Source organism: Serratia sp. TSA_198.1 (assembly GCF_052686505.1).
The window spans coordinates 2,286,560-2,301,521 of the sequence record NZ_JBQZFP010000001.1 but is presented as its reverse complement, the minus strand read 5'-3'; the positions used below and the strand labels follow the sequence as shown (position 1 = coordinate 2,301,521).

General features: G+C 60.1%; 13 protein-coding genes and 1 pseudogene. 9 read left to right on the top strand and 5 right to left on the bottom strand.

Going from position 1 to position 14,962, the window contains the following annotated elements; translation table 11 throughout:
* Window positions 1–11: 11 nt before the first annotated feature.
* The 5 genes from ACUTSW_RS11060 (at window position 12) to ACUTSW_RS11040 (ending at window position 4,621) form a co-directional block, all read left to right on the top strand.
* On the top strand, window positions 12–1,001 hold the full coding sequence (locus ACUTSW_RS11060; RefSeq protein ID WP_330762980.1) for an ABC transporter permease subunit: 990 nt from the start codon (window positions 12–14) through the stop codon (window positions 999–1,001).
* A 43-nt stretch (window positions 1,002–1,044) separates the two neighbouring features.
* Window positions 1,045–1,986 (top strand): ABC transporter substrate-binding protein, encoded by a 942-nt coding sequence (locus ACUTSW_RS11055; RefSeq protein ID WP_004949201.1) that lies wholly within the window; start codon window positions 1,045–1,047, stop codon window positions 1,984–1,986.
* A gap of 62 nt (window positions 1,987–2,048) precedes the next feature.
* Window positions 2,049–2,735: a D-lyxose/D-mannose isomerase gene (locus tag ACUTSW_RS11050; protein WP_062869821.1), complete on the top strand. Its 687-nt coding sequence runs from the start codon at window positions 2,049–2,051 to the stop codon at window positions 2,733–2,735.
* Window positions 2,736–2,747: 12 nt separating this feature from the next.
* Window positions 2,748–3,608 (top strand): ketose 1,6-bisphosphate aldolase, encoded by an 861-nt coding sequence (locus ACUTSW_RS11045; protein ID WP_445584386.1) that lies wholly within the window; start codon window positions 2,748–2,750, stop codon window positions 3,606–3,608.
* Window positions 3,608–4,621 carry a carbohydrate kinase family protein gene (locus ACUTSW_RS11040; protein WP_445584385.1) on the top strand — a complete coding sequence of 338 codons (1,014 nt, stop codon included), beginning with the start codon at window positions 3,608–3,610 and terminating at the stop codon, window positions 4,619–4,621. Before ACUTSW_RS11045 ends, ACUTSW_RS11040 begins: the two co-directional genes overlap by 1 nt.
* On the opposite strand, the gene ACUTSW_RS11035 is transcribed toward ACUTSW_RS11040, so the two are convergent.
* On the bottom strand, window positions 4,596–5,336 hold the full coding sequence (locus ACUTSW_RS11035; RefSeq protein WP_004949209.1) for a response regulator: 741 nt from the start codon (window positions 5,334–5,336) through the stop codon (window positions 4,596–4,598). The two genes, ACUTSW_RS11040 and ACUTSW_RS11035, sit on opposite strands and share 26 nt — an antisense overlap.
* 192 nt (window positions 5,337–5,528) lie before the next feature.
* On the opposite strand from ACUTSW_RS11035, the gene mak reads away from it, so the two are divergent.
* The 3 genes from mak (at window position 5,529) to ACUTSW_RS11020 (ending at window position 7,155) form a co-directional block, all read left to right on the top strand.
* Window positions 5,529–6,437 (top strand): fructokinase, encoded by a 909-nt coding sequence (mak, locus tag ACUTSW_RS11030; RefSeq protein WP_073440795.1) that lies wholly within the window; start codon window positions 5,529–5,531, stop codon window positions 6,435–6,437.
* A 101-nt stretch (window positions 6,438–6,538) separates the two neighbouring features.
* Window positions 6,539–6,772, top strand: a complete 234-nt coding sequence (locus tag ACUTSW_RS11025) for a type II toxin-antitoxin system Phd/YefM family antitoxin (protein ID WP_013811708.1) — start codon at window positions 6,539–6,541, stop codon at window positions 6,770–6,772.
* Window positions 6,769–7,155, top strand: coding sequence for a type II toxin-antitoxin system VapC family toxin (locus ACUTSW_RS11020; protein WP_445584384.1), 387 nt, complete (start codon window positions 6,769–6,771; stop codon window positions 7,153–7,155). The genes ACUTSW_RS11025 and ACUTSW_RS11020 overlap by 4 nt, the downstream gene beginning before the upstream one ends.
* Before the next feature lie 2 nt (window positions 7,156–7,157).
* Here the strand turns inward: ACUTSW_RS11020 and licT are convergent, their stop codons facing one another.
* Entirely contained in the window at window positions 7,158–8,000 is an 843-nt protein-coding gene (gene licT / locus ACUTSW_RS11015; protein WP_445584383.1) for a BglG family transcription antiterminator LicT, read from the bottom strand.
* Between the two features lie 274 nt (window positions 8,001–8,274).
* Window positions 8,275–9,642, bottom strand: coding sequence for an ethanolamine permease (gene eat, locus ACUTSW_RS11010; protein WP_062793276.1), 1,368 nt, complete (start codon window positions 9,640–9,642; stop codon window positions 8,275–8,277).
* A gap of 423 nt (window positions 9,643–10,065) precedes the next feature.
* On the opposite strand from eat, the pseudogene ACUTSW_RS11005 reads away from it, so the two are divergent.
* Window positions 10,066–10,374: pseudogene (locus ACUTSW_RS11005) on the top strand (helix-turn-helix transcriptional regulator); the annotation flags it as partial.
* Here the strand turns inward: ACUTSW_RS11005 and sbcC are convergent.
* Complete coding sequence (gene sbcC, locus ACUTSW_RS11000; RefSeq protein ID WP_445584382.1) at window positions 10,371–13,625, bottom strand: exonuclease subunit SbcC; 3,255 nt, start codon at window positions 13,623–13,625, stop codon at window positions 10,371–10,373. The pseudogene ACUTSW_RS11005 and the gene sbcC overlap by 4 nt on opposite strands.
* Window positions 13,622–14,854, bottom strand: a complete 1,233-nt coding sequence (gene sbcD, locus ACUTSW_RS10995) for an exonuclease subunit SbcD (RefSeq protein ID WP_445584381.1) — start codon at window positions 14,852–14,854, stop codon at window positions 13,622–13,624. The genes sbcC and sbcD overlap by 4 nt, the downstream gene beginning before the upstream one ends.
* Window positions 14,855–14,962 lie beyond the last annotated feature (108 nt).

Sequence of the window (14,962 nt, the reverse complement as noted above, 5' to 3'; positions counted from 1 at the left end):
AGGAGCCTGCCATGACTTCGAATCCGCTGCCGCCTGGCGCAAAAAATCCCACGCTGAAACGGGCGTTTATGGGCGATATGATGCAAACCGTCGGCATTCTGCCGATTCTGATCCTGATCGTCGCGGTTTTCGGCTTTGTCGCGCCGAATTTTTTTACCGATGCCAACCTGCTGAACATCGCCCGTCAGGCGTCGATTAACATCGTGCTGGCCGCGGGCATGACCTTTATCATTCTTACCGGCGGCATCGATCTCTCGGTCGGTTCGATGCTGGGCACCACGGCGGTGGTGGCGATGGCGGTTTCCCTGATGCCGGGCATGGCCGGGTTGTCGATCCCGCTGGCGCTGCTGGCCGGGCTGGGGATGGGGCTGTTCAATGGATTTCTGGTGGCCTACGCCGGTTTGCCGCCGTTTATCGTGACGCTTGGCACCTATACCGCACTGCGCGGCGCGGCTTATCTGCTGGCGGACGGCACCACCATCATCAACTCGAATATCAGTTTTGAATGGATCGGCAATGCTTATCTGGGGCCGATTCCCTGGCTGGTGATTATCGCCTTTGCGGTGATCGCGCTGTGCTGGTTCATCCTGCGCCGCACCACGCTCGGGGTTCATATCTACGCGGTGGGCGGCAATATACAGGCCGCACGTCTGACAGGCATCAAGGTGGGCGCGGTGCTGCTGTTCGTCTACGGCATGAGCGGGCTGCTGTCCGGGCTGGGCGGGGTGATGAGCGCCTCCCGGCTCTACAGCGCCAACGGCAACCTGGGCATGGGCTATGAGCTGGATGCCATCGCCGCGGTGATCCTCGGCGGGACCAGTTTCGTCGGCGGCATCGGCACCATTACCGGCACGCTGGTGGGGGCGTTGATTATCGCGACCCTGAATAACGGCATGACGCTGATGGGGGTTTCTTATTTCTGGCAATTGGTGATCAAAGGGGCGGTGATCATCATAGCGGTGCTGATTGATAAATACCGTACCCGAAACTATCAACACTAATCGCAGTGCTTCATAACATCTGGATAATAATGAGGAAAACACTATGCGTTTCAAGCCATTGATTACCGCTTTGTTGGTTACCGCCGCGCTCGGCAGCGCCTCTGTGGTCCAGGCGAAAGAATTGAAATCGATCGGGGTGACGGTGGGCGATCTGGCCAACCCGTTCTTTGTGCAGATCACCAAGGGCGCCGAGCTGAAAGCGCGGGAGCTGGCCGGTGACAAGGTGAATGTGACGCTGGTGTCGAGCGGTTACGATCTTGGCCAGCAGGTGGCGCAGATCGACAACTTCATCGCCGCCAAGGTCGATATGATCATCCTCAACGCCGCCGATTCCAAAGGCATCGGCCCGGCGGTTAAACGCGCCAAGGACGCCGGCATCGTGGTGGTGGCGGTAGACGTGGCGGCCGAAGGGGCCGACGCCACCATCACTTCGGATAACACCCAGGCGGGTGCGATGGCCTGTAAATACATCAGCGATCGCCTGAAAGAGAAAGGCAACGTGGTGATCATCAACGGGCCGCCGGTTTCTGCGGTGCAAAACCGGGTGGAAGGCTGTATGACCGAACTGAAGAAACACCCGGATATCAAGCTGCTGTCCTACAACCAGAACGCCAAGGGCAGCCGCGAAGGCGGTCTGGAGATCATGACTTCGTTGCTGGCGGCCAATCCGAAGATCGACGGTGTATTCGCGATTAACGATCCGACGGCGATCGGCGCCGATCTGGCGGCCAAGCAGGCGCAGCGCAGCGAGTTCTTTATCGTCGGCGTAGACGGCTCGCCGGACGGTGAAGAGGCGCTCAAACGCGACAACTCGCTGTTTGTGGCGACGCCGGCGCAGGATCCGCAGGTGATGGCGGCCAAGGCGGTCGAGATCGGTTACGACATTCTGCAGGGCAAACCCGCGCCAACCGGCCCGGTGCTGATCCCGGTGACCATGATCGATAAAAATAATATCGGCAGCTACAAAGGCTGGACGGTGAAATAACCTTCTGCCGCCAGGGGCCAGCTCAGTCTGGCCCCTTATTGATAACCACGCCCGGAGGTGCCATGAACCGTTCCGCCGTGAACCGGATCCTGCAGCAAACCCAGCACTTTTTTGCCCGCTTCGACGTCCATCTGCCGCCTTTCGCTCATTTTAGCCCGTCGGCCTGGCGGCAGCTCGATCGCCAGCCGTGGCAGGAGGTCTTCGATCTGAAACTCGGTTGGGATGTCACCGCGTTCGGCGGCGATGACTTTGCGCACCGTGGCCTGACGTTGTTTACGCTGCGCAACGGTTCGCCCGGCGGCCAGCCCTATGCCAAATGTTATGCGGAGAAGATCATGCACTGCCGCGAAGCGCAGGTGACGCCAATGCATTTCCACTGGCGCAAACGCGAGGACATCATCAACCGCGGCGGCGGCAATCTGATCGTCGAACTGCACAACGCCGATGCCGATGAACGGCTGGCTGAGGGAGCGGTGACCGTTACCCTGGACGGTTGCCGGCAGACCCATGCCGCCGGTTCGCGTCTGCGGCTGGCGCCGGGAGAAAGCATCTGTCTGACGCCGGGCATTTATCATAGCTTTTGGGGTGAGGAGGGCTTTGGTGACGTGCTGGTGGGCGAAGTCTCGACGGTCAACGATGACGACAACGACAACCGTTTCCTGACGCCGCTCAGCCGCTTTGGCCAAATAACGGAAGACCAGCCGCCGCAGTGGCTGCTGTGCAACGAATATTCGCGCTTTATCGATTAAAGGAGAACAGCTATGGCACTGATTTCACTGGCGCAGGGATTGGCGCACGCTCGTCGGCACGGCTATGCGCTCGGCGCGTTCAACGTGCTCGACAGCCACTTCCTGCGTGCGCTGTTTGCCGCCGCAGAGGCGGCGCGATCGCCGTTTATTATCAACATTGCCGAAGTGCACTTTAAGTACGTCTCGCTGGAGTCGCTGGTGGCGGCGATTAAAAGCGAAGCGGCGCAGCACGCTATTCCGGTGGTGCTGAATCTGGATCACGGTTTGCATTTCGAGGCGGTGGTGCAGGCGCTGCGCCTGGGGTTCAGTTCGGTGATGTTCGACGGCTCCGGCCTGAGCTATGAAGAGAACGTGCGCCAGACGCAGGAAGTGGTGCGCATGTGCCACGCGGCCGGGGTTTCGGTCGAGGCTGAGCTGGGCGCGGTCGGCGGCGACGAGGGCGGCGCGCTGTACGGCGAGGCCGACAGCAATAAATTTACCGATCCGCAGCGGGCGCGCGAGTTTGTCGGGTTGACCGGCATCGATGCGCTGGCGGTGGCGATTGGCAATGCGCACGGTAAATACAAGGGCGAGCCGAAGCTCGATTTCGACCGGCTGGCGGCGATCCAGCAGCAGGCCGGCATTCCGCTGGTATTGCACGGCGGTTCCGGTATCAGCGACGCGGATTTCAAGCGGGCGATTGGCTTGGGCATTCGCAAGATCAATTTCTACACCGGTATGTCTCAGGCGGCGCTGGGCGCGATTGAGCAGCGGATGACGCAGCGCCACGCAATTTACGATGAGTTCGCCGAAGTGCTGCTGGCGGTGGAGCAGTCGATTAGCGAAGTGGTGCAGCAACAGATGCATATTTTCGGCAGCGCCGGGCGGTTGTAATGACCCGGCATGGCATTGTCTCGGCCGGCAATATGCTGGTGGATCACGTACATCACATCGCTCACTGGCCGCAGCCGGGCTGGTTGGTTGAGATTGAACGCAGCCAACGCGCCACCGGCGGCGCGCCGCTTAACGTGCTGCTGACGCTGGCGCGGATGGAAACCGGGCTGCCGCTGGCGGCGATCGGGCTTATCGGCTGCGACGCGGACGGCGATTACATCATGCAGATGCTGGCGCAACACCGGGTTGATGGCCGCTGGGTGCAGCGCAGCGAAGGGGCGATGACCTCCATGTCGCAGGTGATGACCGAACCGGGCGGGCAGCGAACCTTCTTCCATGCGCCGGGCGCCAACCGGCTGCTGGATCTGGACGCTTTCGACGAGCTGTACAGCGAACACAAAATTTTCCATCTCGGTTATCTGCTGCTGCTCGACAGCCTGGATCGCCCGGATGAGGCGTTCGGCACCCGCAGTGCGCGGCTGCTGGCGCAGATGCAGCAGCGCGGTTACCGGACGTCGCTGGATCTGGTGTCGCGTCAGGGCGATCCGCGCTACCGGCCGCTGGTCTTGCCGGCGCTGCGCTGGCTGGATTATCTGGTGATCAACGAGCTGGAGGCAGGGGAGTTTACCGGGCTGGCGCTGCGATCAGCCAACGGCGCTTTACAGCAGCATTTGATGGCGCAGGCCGCACAGCAGCTGTTGCAGGCCGGCGTGCGCCGACGGGTGGTGATCCACTGCCCGGAAGGGGCGTACGGGCTGGAAAACGGCGGTGATGCGCGCTGGCAGCCCTCATGGCGCCTGAGCGAGGGCGAGATTGTCGGCAGCGTCGGCGCCGGGGATGCGTTCTGTGCCGGGGTGTTGTACGCCAGCCATGAAGACTGGCCTTTGGTGGAGACATTGCAACTGGCGCATGCCTGCGCGCGTTTCAATCTGCTGTGCGCCAATGCTATCGACGGCGCACGGCCGTTATCGGAACTGCAGGCGTATATCAGGCGGCAGCCACCGGTTGGCTGACGTCGGCGGCGAACACATAACCCAGCCCGCGAATGGTGCGGATCAGTTCGGGTTGATGCGGATTGATCTCGATCTTGCGCCGTAACCGCATGATCAGCACGTCGATGGTGCGATCGAAGACCTCCAGCGTTTCGCTGTGGGTCAACTCCAGCAGGCGATCGCGGGTCAGCACTTTGCGTGCATGCTGCACCAGCGCCAGCAGCAGGCCATATTCGCCCTGAGTCAGATCGACAGGTTGTCGCTGCGGATTGTGCAAGGTGCAGCGGGCGGCGTCCAGACACCAACCGTTGAACTGCCAGCCTTCGGGCTTGCCCTGGCCAACCGCTACCGGCTCGAGCGCCAGCGCGCCGGTACGCCGCAGCACCGCTTTGGCGCGGGCCACGACTACGCGTGGGTTGAAGGGCTTGGCGATGTAATCGTCGGCGCCCATTTCCAGGCCGACAACCACGTCAGACTCGGAACCGAGGCCGGTCAGCATCACCACCGGCAAATCCGGGCGCAGGCGGTGGATCTGTTGCAGTACCAGCAGGCCGTTGGTATCCGGCAGGATCAGGTCGAGCAGCACCAGAGCAATGTCCGGTTGCTGGTTGAGTAAGGCAAGCGCTTCGCTACCCCGGTGGCAGGCATGAACGGTAAATACGTGTTCATTGAGCACGTCGCAGAGCACGTCACAGATAGCGGGGTCGTCATCGACGATCAGTACGGCAGGTTTCATCGCTGCTCTCCGGATTTATTATGTGGAACTGTTTAAAAACAGTGTACCTGATGGCTAATTAATAAGCGGCAGCCGGCAGGGGGTCTGATGCGGAAATTGCCATCGCCGTCACATTCGGCGGCAAGGGGATGATCCCGCATGCCGGTTACAGTAGTCTGTAGCAATGTTGTTGTGCATTGAGGAGAAAAAATCGTGCGCATTGGTATCGATCTGGGTGGCACCAAAATTGAAGTGATCGCGCTGGCCAACGACGGACATGAGCTGTTCCGCCATCGTATCGCGACGCCGCGTCATGACTATCAGCAAACGCTGGATGCAATCACCGGCCTGGTGAAGCTGGCGGAAGAAAAGACCGGGCAGCAGGGTTCTGTCGGCGTCGGCATCCCCGGCACGCTGTCGCCCTATACCGGGCTGGTGAAAAACGCCAACTCGGTCTGGCTCAACGGCCAGCCTATGGATAAGGACCTGTCGACGATGTTGGCGCGTGAAGTGCGCATCGCCAACGACGCCAACTGTTTGGCGGTCTCGGAAGCCACCGATGGCGCGGCGGCCGGTCAGAAAACCGTGTTTGCGGTGATTATCGGCACCGGCTGCGGCGCGGGCGTGGCGATTAACGGGCAGGCGCATTCCGGCGGCAACGGCATTGCCGGCGAATGGGGGCACAACCCTTTACCCTGGATGGATGACGACGAGCTGCGTTTTCGCACCGAGGTGCCTTGTTACTGCGGCAAGCAAGGCTGCATCGAGACCTTTATCTCGGGCACCGGTTTTGCAACCGACTATGCGCGCCTGAGCGGCAACCCGCTGAAAGGCCATGAGATCATGACCCTGGCGGCGCAAGGTGATGCCCTGGCGGAGCGGGCCATCGGCCGCTATGAACTGCGGCTGGCGAAATCGCTGGCGCATGTGATCAATATATTCGATCCGGACGTGGTGGTGCTGGGCGGCGGCATGAGCAATGTGGACCGCTTGTATCAGCACGTGCCGCAATTGGTGAAATCCTGGGTATTCGGCGGCGAATGCGAAACGCCAATTCGCAAAGCGATCCACGGCGATTCCAGCGGCGTGCGCGGCGCAGCCTGGTTGTGGCCGCAGAGGTAACCCTTGCAAAAAAGCGCGAGCCTGTTCGCGCTTTAATCAATTCCCTGTACAAAAACTGGACGCCCCTCTATGCTTTAGCTAACTTAGCTAAGGAGACGCTCATGCCTATTCAGGCCAATATGCACGAAGCAAAATCGAACCTGAGCCAGTTGGCGGATAAAGCCGCAGAGGGAGAGACAGTGATCATAGCGAAAGCAGGGAAGCCTTACGTTCAGTTGATGGCGATTAAAGGTGAAGCGCGCAAACCCGGCGCGGCCAAAGGTAAATTTACCGTACCTGAGGATATTAATGCCGGCGATGCGGACATCACCGCATTGTTTGAGGGAGAAAAATGAGGCGCTTGCTGCTGGATACCCACGCGCTGCTGTGGTGGCTGGTGGACAATGCCAGCCTGGGGCCGCGGACCCGCAATCTGATCGCCGATCCCAATAATCTGGTTTACGTCAGCGCGGCGAGCGTATGGGAAATCTCGATCAAGCAGGCGTTGGGCAAGCTGCCGGTGCCAGAGGACATTTTTGACATCATTGAGGCTGAGGATTTTCTGTCGTTGCCGATAGCCGCTTTTCATAGTCAGCAGGCGGGGCAGTTACCGCAACACCACGGCGATCCTTTCGATCGCATGCTGATCGCCCAGTCGCAGGCCGAAGGGCTGACGCTGATCACCGCCGACGGCGTTTTCCCGCAGTATGGCATTCGGGTGTTCGACGCCCGGCGCTGATCCTATTTTACCTCGCTCTCACTGCGCACCCGTTCGATATGAATGGTCAAAAACATCATCTCTTCGCTGGTTAACTGGTGTTGGTAATGTTTTTCGATGTGCTGATTGATCTTGCCGGCGCAGGTGAATGACTCGCGGTATTTCTCTTTCACCACCTGGTAGAGCGAATCATCGTCGCTGTCGACGTAGTTTTTCCCCAGCAGGCGCTGAGCGAAAAATTTCAGGTGAGTGACAAAGCGATGGTAACTCAGCGCTTCTTCGTTGTAATCGAAGCGGAAGTGGTATTTGACGATGTTAAGGATCTCCTGCATCACGCGGGTGATGTGCAGGGTGTTGTGCATTTCGTCGTTCAACTGGGCGTTGACCAGGTGCAGGGCGATAAACCCGGCTTCGTCCTCCGGCAGGGCGGTGCCCAGCCGCTGGGTGATAAGGTCCAGCGCTTCCAGCCCGACGGCAAATTCGGCCGGATAAAGCTTTTTGATTTCCCACAGCAGCACGTTTTTGATGTCCAACCCCTGGTCGTGGCGCTGCAGTGCAAAGTGAATGTGGTCGGTCAGCGTGATATAGACGATGTTGTGCAGCTTGCCCGGTAGGCGCTGGCGGGCAAGGGTGATGATTTTGTCGGCGGTGGTCACGCAGGCCAGCGGGATCTCCGCCAGCAGCTCTTTGTAGCGTTCGCCCATTTCGCCGCCGTTGGGGGTGAAGATCTTCTCGATCAGGTTTTCGTCCAGCAGATCGCCGGCCTTCTTTTTAAACCCTACGCCGCGACCCATCACTACCGTTTCTTCCTGACGGTCGTCCAAGGTAATCACCGCGTTATTATTAAGTATTTTTGCGATTTTCATGGTTGTTCCCTGCTGTTTCAGCGCGCTGAAAACGAAAAAACCTGACGCACGGGAGCGATCCCCTGCGTCAGGTTTTGCCTGTATTCGGATATCTCTTCTCCCTGGTATGCCAGGGACGCTGCATATTGCGCCCGCATGAGTTTGATTCATCGGGCAAGGCTGCAGCTTGAAATTCTTAGGTATACAGTAGCAATCCTGTTATCAGCAGCATCATAACCCTTGTCAGCGGCGGCTCAACGCTTTTTGCCAGGGAGTGCCGCTGTGGTCACACTTCTCAGTCGCTGCCGGACAACATCAGGTCCTGCGGCGCATTTCGGCGCTGGGTTTTGGTCAGCAGGAAATAGAGATAACCGCAGGCCATCAGGGCGATAAATACCCCGCCGATCACCGGGTTAAACCACAGCATGGCGATCAGGCATACCAGCGCCAGCACCAGCGCGATGGCCGGTACCAGCGGGTACCCCGGCGCCAGGAAGCTGCGCTCCAGCTCCGGCGCAATGCGGCGCAGTTTGAACAGGCTGAGCATGCTCATCAGGTACATCACGATGGCACCGAATACGGCCATGGTGATCATGGCGGCGGTGAGGCTCATGCCCTGAAGGTTGATCCAGCTGTCGCTGAAGATCGCGGCGATGCCGATCACGCCGCCGGCCAGGATCGCCCGGTGCGGCGTCTGGAAGCGCGACAGTTTCGCCAGTGAGGTCGGCAGGTAACCGGCGCGCGCCAGCGCGAAGAACTGGCGCGAATAGCCGAGAATAATGCCGTGGAAGCTGGCCACCAATCCAAACAGGCCAATCCACACCAGCATGTGCATCCAGCCGGAGTTTTCGCCTACCACCATTTTCATCGCCTGCGGCAACGGATCGTTGATGTTCGACAGTTTGCTCCAGTCGCCTGCGCCGCCCGCCAGCAGCATCACGCCCAGCGCCAATACCACCAGCGTCAGAATGCCGGAAATGTAGGCACGCGGAATGGTGCGTTTCGGATCCTTGGCCTCTTCCGCCGCCATTGCCGCGCCCTCGATGGCCAGGAAAAACCAGATCGCGAACGGAATGGCGGCGAAGATACCGGACAGCGCCGCGCTGCCGAAATGATCGCTGCCCGCCCAGCCGTTGAGCACGAAGTTGCTGAAGCTAAAGCCCGGCGCCACTACGCCCATAAACACCAGCAGCTCAAAGACCGCCAGCACGGTGACGCAAAGTTCGAACAGCGCCGCCAGCTTAACGCCGAGGATATTCAGCGTCATAAAAATGGCGTAGGCGCCCACCGCCGCCCACTTGGGGTTAAGCGCCGGGTATTGCACGTTGAGGTAAGCCCCGATCGCCATGGCAATCGCCGGCGGTGCGAACACGAATTCCACCAGCGTCGCCAGCCCGGCGATCAGGCCGCCGGTTTCGCCAAAGGCGCGGCGGCTATAGGCGAAAGGCCCGCCTGCGTGAGGGATGGCGGTGGTCAGCTCGGTAAAACTGAAGATAAAACAGCCGTACATGGTCGCCACCATCAGGGTGGTGATCAGGAAACCGAGCGTCCCCGCCACGCCCCAGCCGTAGCTCCAGCCAAAATATTCCCCGGAAATCACCAGCCCGACGGCAATGCCCCAAAGATGCAGGGTGCCCAGGGTAGGTTTAAGTTGCATTGTCATGTTGCTCTCCCGATCGAAAAAACCGCCTGCGCAGATAAAGAAGGTATCCACTCACGACGCTGCAGGTTTTATGCCATGACGACGCCTCTCTGCCAGCACGGGGGGGTGGCTTAAGGGCCGCTTGAGCGCGCACCAAAAGTGGGCAGCGTGGCGACGAAATTGTGCTTTATTGGTGATTTTTTGACCGATACGGCGGCGGGAGGCGGACCGGTAAGCTGGTACGGAAGTTGCTTACCTCCCTGCACCGTTACAGCCACAGTGGAATACATCATGCCGACAGCGCTTTCCTGCCAGCCGGAAGCATGCACTCAGTTGGAAGCCGGTCTGACGCGGCGGGAGAACAAGAGGGAAGGCTATCGTTTCGACTATTCGGTGGAGCACGGCGTGATTTTGTGCCAACGGCGCAATGCCGAACTGACGCTGGTGGACCGTACCCGCGCCCAGGTGCGCCAAGCGCTGCTGAGCGGAGAACCGGTGTTGGAAATCATCGCCGAGAAAATGGGCCTGTCCGCCGGTTCGTTGCAGCGCCGCCTGCGTGAACAGGGGGTGACTTTTACCGCGTTGGTGGACAAGGTACGCTGCGACCTGGCGACTCATTATTTGCAGCAGCGCCACCTGCCGATTGCCGAGTTGGCGCTGCTGCTGGGGTATTCCGACGTCAGCGCGTTTTCACGCGCTTTTCGCCGCTGGTTTGGCATCAGTCCACGTCAGTGGCGGCAACTGCCGGCCTAACTTTCCAGCCGAAACTGCGGCTCCAGCCGGCTGATACCCAGTCCGTTGACCTTTTTCACCTTAATCTGCACCGGAATGCGTTCTTTCATCGCTTCGACATGGCTGATCACGCCGATGGTTTTACCGGAGGCATTCAGGCTGTCGAGCGCGTCCAGCGCGGTATCCAGGGTTTCCGCATCCAGCGTGCCGAAGCCTTCGTCGAGAAACAGCGAGTCGATGCTGGTCTTGTGGCTGACCAGGTCAGACAACGCCAGCGCCAATGCCAGGCTGACCAGGAAACTTTCGCCGCCGGACAGGGTGCGGGTGTCACGCAGCGCGTCCGCCTGCCAGGTATCTACCACCTGCAGTTCCAGCGCGTCGCTGGTTTTGCGTTGCAACAGGTAGCGCCCATGCAGCCGCCCAAGCTGGTTATTGGCCAGGTACACCAGATGATCCAGCGTCAGCCCCTGGGCAAATTTGCGGAATTTATCGCCTTCTTTGGAGCCGATCAACTGATTGAGGTAGCTCCAGTCGTCGTACTGCTGCTGGCTCTGGCTGATTTGCTCAAACAGCGATTGCTGATTGAGACGGCGTGCGGCGTCGCTTTCCAATTGGTTGCGCACTTCACCCTGACGCAGTTGCAAGGCTTTCAACTGCTGCGCCAACGCCTCCAGGCTCTGGCTCAGGGCTTGCGCGTCGGCCTGGGTTTCATCCAGCCCTTCCGGGCGCTGTTGCCGCTGTTGTTCCAGCGTATGAACCGCCTGTGCCAGCAGGGCGCTGGCCTCCACCTGCCGCTGGTGCAACCGTTCTTTATGCTGCTGCAATTGCCGGCGCTGTGCGTCATCCAACAGCGCGGCGCTGAATGCGGCTTCGTCGCTGAATTCGCTGGCGGTCAGGGCTTCCAGCCAGGTTTGTTCCGCCTGTTGCAGCCTCTCGCTCTGCCGTTGCTGCTGTTGTTGCAGGCCGGCAAGCTGGCCGGCCAGGCGATCGCGCTGCTCCTGAGCTTTCTGCCATTGTTCCGCCGCCTGATGGCTGGCCTGCTCGCAGGCGGCCAGTTGGGCACGCAGCTGTTCGCGCACCTGCGGAATCTGTTGTTCGCCAAACAGCGCCAGCCGCTGCGCGCGGTGTTCGCCCAGGGTTTTCTCGCCCTCTTGCCACTGTTGTTGCAAGCGCTGCTGTTGCAACTGCGCATCGGCGTGGTTTTTTTCCAGCAGGGTGAAGCGCTCGTCCAGCAGCGCTTGTTGCTGTTGCGCTTGTTGTTGCTGCGCCTGGAGCTCGGCCAATGCATCTTTCGCCTGCTGTACCGCCTGTGCTGCCTGTTCGTGCTGCGCCAGCCCTTGCTGGCCCTGGCGTTCTTCGCTGTCGCAGGCGTTCAGCCACTGGCTCAGGCGCTCGGCATCTTGTAGATCGAAATCAAACGCCAGCGGCGCGCTGAGGGTTTGCCACTGTTGGCGCTGGGCGGCGAGTTGCTCCTCGTCCTGCGCTATTTGCTGTTGTTGGCGCTGTTGCTGCTCCTTCAGGCTTTCGCAACGGGTGCGCAGTTCGGTGCCCTGGGTGTACAGCGCCTCGGTTTTGACGCGCATTTCCGCCAGGCGCAATGCCGTCTCGGACGGTTTTACCGCCTGATATTGCTCAATGGCCGGATGGCTGGCGGAACCGCATAACGGGCAGGGCTCGCCGCTTTGCAGCAGTGCGCGCTCGGCTTCCAGACTGACGATGCGCTTTTCCAGCTCAAGGGCTTTTTCCACGTCCAACTGATGCGCTTTTTGCTGCTTGTAGTGCCGCCGCGTTTCTTCCAGCTGTTGCTCATGTTCGCCAAGCTGCGCCTGACGGGCGGAAAACTCTTTGCGCTGTTGTTCAAGCCGCTCGCTGGTCTGGCGGAACAGCGAGGAGAGGGTGAACAGCTGCTGGCGTGCGGGGCGCAGCTCGGCCAACGCGGTCTGACGCTGGCGCAACGCCGCCAGCGGTGACTGCGCTTCCAGCGCATTTTGCTGCTGTTGCTGCGCCATCAACGCCGCGTTAAGACCGTTAAGCTTCTCCTGATGTTGCCCGGCCTGTGCGGTCAATTGGCTGCGTTGAACGTTTAACTGCTCCAGATCCGTTTTCTGCTGATGGCACTGCCGGGCGGCGTTGTCGCACGCCTGCTGCAATTCCGTCTGCGTTTTTTGCAGTTGAGCAATCTGGTGGTCGAGCGGGACGATCTGCTCGTCGATCAGCCGCTGCTGGATCTGCTGGCGTTCGGCCTGCGCCTGCTGCTCGACGCGCGCTTTTTCCACTGCCTGCTGCAATGGCGCCATCTGCGCAAGCTGATGCTCTTGCTGCTGCGCCATTTGGGCGATCTGCTGTTGCAGCGCCTGCTGCTCACTGCGGCAGCGGTGACGGTCGTTATGCAGCGGCCGCAGTTTCTCCGCCGGTTCGCTGCGCGCCAACTGTTGCAACTGCGGTTCGGCCGCGGCCTGCTCCTGTTGCACGACGCTCAACTGGCGTTGGTATTCCTGCTGCTGGTGCTGCGTTCGCTGCCACTGTTGCAGCCAGTTCAGCGCCTGTTGCTGTTGCCGGGCCTGCCCGTTGAGGGCGGTTTCCTGCGCGCTCAGCTCAGCTAATTGGCTTTCCAATTGCTGACGCTGTTCGTCATTCAGCAGCTCAATGCCGCTGGCGCGTTGATGCAAGGCGTCCAGATCGGCTTTGGCCTGTTTGTGCTGCTCGAAAACCCGTTCGGAAAGCTGGCCGTAGATCTCGGTGCCGGTCAGCTCTTCCAGCAGTTCGGCCCGGTCATTGGCATCGGCATTGAGGAAGGCGGCGAACTGCCCCTGGGACAGCATCATCGATTTGGTGAAGCGGCCGAAATCCAGCCCGGTGATCGCGGCGGTCAGATCCAGCTTGTCGCGGACTTTATCCGCCAGGATTTTGCCGTCTTCACGCAGCGCCAGCTCCACCTTTGGCGCTTGCAGGTTGCCGTCCGGCGCATTTTTGGCGCGGCGTTGGCTCCAGAAGGCGCGGTAGCCGATGCCTTTGACCTCAAATTCGACCTCCGCCAACGACTCGGCGGTGTGGCGCGTCATCAGTTCGTTTTGGCTCGGTGTCACGTTAAGGCGCGGTGTCTGGTGGTACAGCGCCAGGCAGATGGCATCCAGCAGGGTGGTTTTGCCCGCGCCGGTTGGCCCGGTGATGGCGAACAGCCCATTGCTGGCAAAAGGCTCAGCGGTGAAATCGATCTTCCACTCGCCCTGCAATGAATTGAGGTTCTTCAGCCGCAGGCTCAGGATTTTCATTGGGTCGGCTCCTCGTCGTTGTGCCGTACGGCCTCGACCACCTGATGGAACATTTGGCGCATCCGCTGCTGGCGAGGCTCTGTGATTTCCGTCTCCTGCGCCAGCCGCCGCTCGAAGACCTCATCGACGCTCAGTTCGTTGAGCGTTTCCTTGTCCTGCTGTTCAAGGGCCTGGCGGCGCTGCTCTTTACTGCGGCGCAGCAATACCACCTCCACCGGCAGTTGATCCGCCAGCAGTTGAATACGGCGCTGAATGTCGCTGAGGTAATCTTGCGTGGCCACTTCGATATCCAGCCATACCGGCAGTTCCCCTTGATAATCGGCGAACTGCCGCAATTGTTGCTCGATTTGCGCCAAATCACCTTTGATCAGTTGCATCGGCTGGAAGCTGGGGATATCCAGTGCGGTGACCTGTTGCAGGGCGCCATCGGCAAAATCCACCATAAACACGCTCTTGGGTTTGCCCAGCTCATCGAAACTGAGCGGGATAGGCGAACCGCTGTAGCGGATATGCTCGGATTTGGCGACGTTTTGCGCCCGGTGAATATGCCCCAACGCAATGTAGTCGGCAGGCGGAAACGCCTGCGCCGGGAAGGCATCCAGCGTGCCGATGTAAATATCGCGCACCGAATCGGAGGCGGTAACCCCCACCGTGGTCAGGTGGCCGGTGGCGACAATCGGCAAGGTTAGCCCCAGTTCATCGCGGCGTGCGCAGGCCGCCTGGTAGAGCTGTTGATAGTGTTGCGCGATGGCCTCTTGCAACGCCTGCTGCTTTTGCGCACCCGATTCGCCGGCGCGGCTGGTCGTCAGATCGCGCGGGCGCAGGAACGGGATGGCGCACAATACCGCACCCGGTTGGCCGTCGCGCTGGTTAAGCACCAGGATCTGCTGCCCGATGTCGCTTTGGGCGTTGGCGATCACCGTTGTATTCAGGCAAGAAAGCAATTCGCGCGATTCATTCAGGGTTGCCACGGAGTCATGGTTACCGCCCAGCACCACCAGTTGGCAGCCGGTACGCTGCAGCTCCACCACGAAGCGGTTATACAGCTCGCGGGCGTAACTCGGCGGCGACCCGGTGTCGAACAGATCCCCGGCGACGATCAGCGCATCCACCCGTTGCTGTTCAATTTGCTCGATCAGCCAGCGCAAAAAAGCCTGGTGCTCGGCGGCACGGCTTTTGGTGAAAAAGTACTGGCCAAGATGCCAGTCAGAGGTGTGGATCAGGCGCATGACACTCCCGGGGCGATAAGCTAATGGCAGTGATTATAAAGGGGGCTGACTCTCCTGTCGTGACGCAATGATTATGACAACTGAATGATTTTTCTTTGAAGCTGGAAA

Excerpts from the sequence above, each read along its gene's own strand:
- ACUTSW_RS11060 (WP_330762980.1), top strand. The coding sequence starts at position 12 with ATGACTTCGAATCCGCTGCCGCCTGGCGCAAAAAATCCCACGCTGAAA.
- licT (WP_445584383.1), bottom strand. The coding sequence starts at position 8,000 with ATGAAAATCGCAAAAATACTTAATAATAACGCGGTGATTACCTTGGAC.
- ACUTSW_RS11045 (WP_445584386.1), top strand. The coding sequence starts at position 2,748 with ATGGCACTGATTTCACTGGCGCAGGGATTGGCGCACGCTCGTCGGCAC.
- ACUTSW_RS11040 (WP_445584385.1), top strand. The coding sequence starts at position 3,608 with ATGACCCGGCATGGCATTGTCTCGGCCGGCAATATGCTGGTGGATCAC.
- ACUTSW_RS11020 (WP_445584384.1), top strand. The coding sequence starts at position 6,769 with ATGAGGCGCTTGCTGCTGGATACCCACGCGCTGCTGTGGTGGCTGGTG.
- ACUTSW_RS11055 (WP_004949201.1), top strand. The coding sequence starts at position 1,045 with ATGCGTTTCAAGCCATTGATTACCGCTTTGTTGGTTACCGCCGCGCTC.
- ACUTSW_RS11025 (WP_013811708.1), top strand. The coding sequence starts at position 6,539 with ATGCCTATTCAGGCCAATATGCACGAAGCAAAATCGAACCTGAGCCAG.
- ACUTSW_RS11050 (WP_062869821.1), top strand. The coding sequence starts at position 2,049 with ATGAACCGTTCCGCCGTGAACCGGATCCTGCAGCAAACCCAGCACTTT.
- ACUTSW_RS11035 (WP_004949209.1), bottom strand. The coding sequence starts at position 5,336 with ATGAAACCTGCCGTACTGATCGTCGATGACGACCCCGCTATCTGTGAC.
- eat (WP_062793276.1), bottom strand. The coding sequence starts at position 9,642 with ATGACAATGCAACTTAAACCTACCCTGGGCACCCTGCATCTTTGGGGC.
- sbcC (WP_445584382.1), bottom strand. The coding sequence starts at position 13,625 with ATGAAAATCCTGAGCCTGCGGCTGAAGAACCTCAATTCATTGCAGGGC.
- sbcD (WP_445584381.1), bottom strand. The coding sequence starts at position 14,854 with ATGCGCCTGATCCACACCTCTGACTGGCATCTTGGCCAGTACTTTTTC.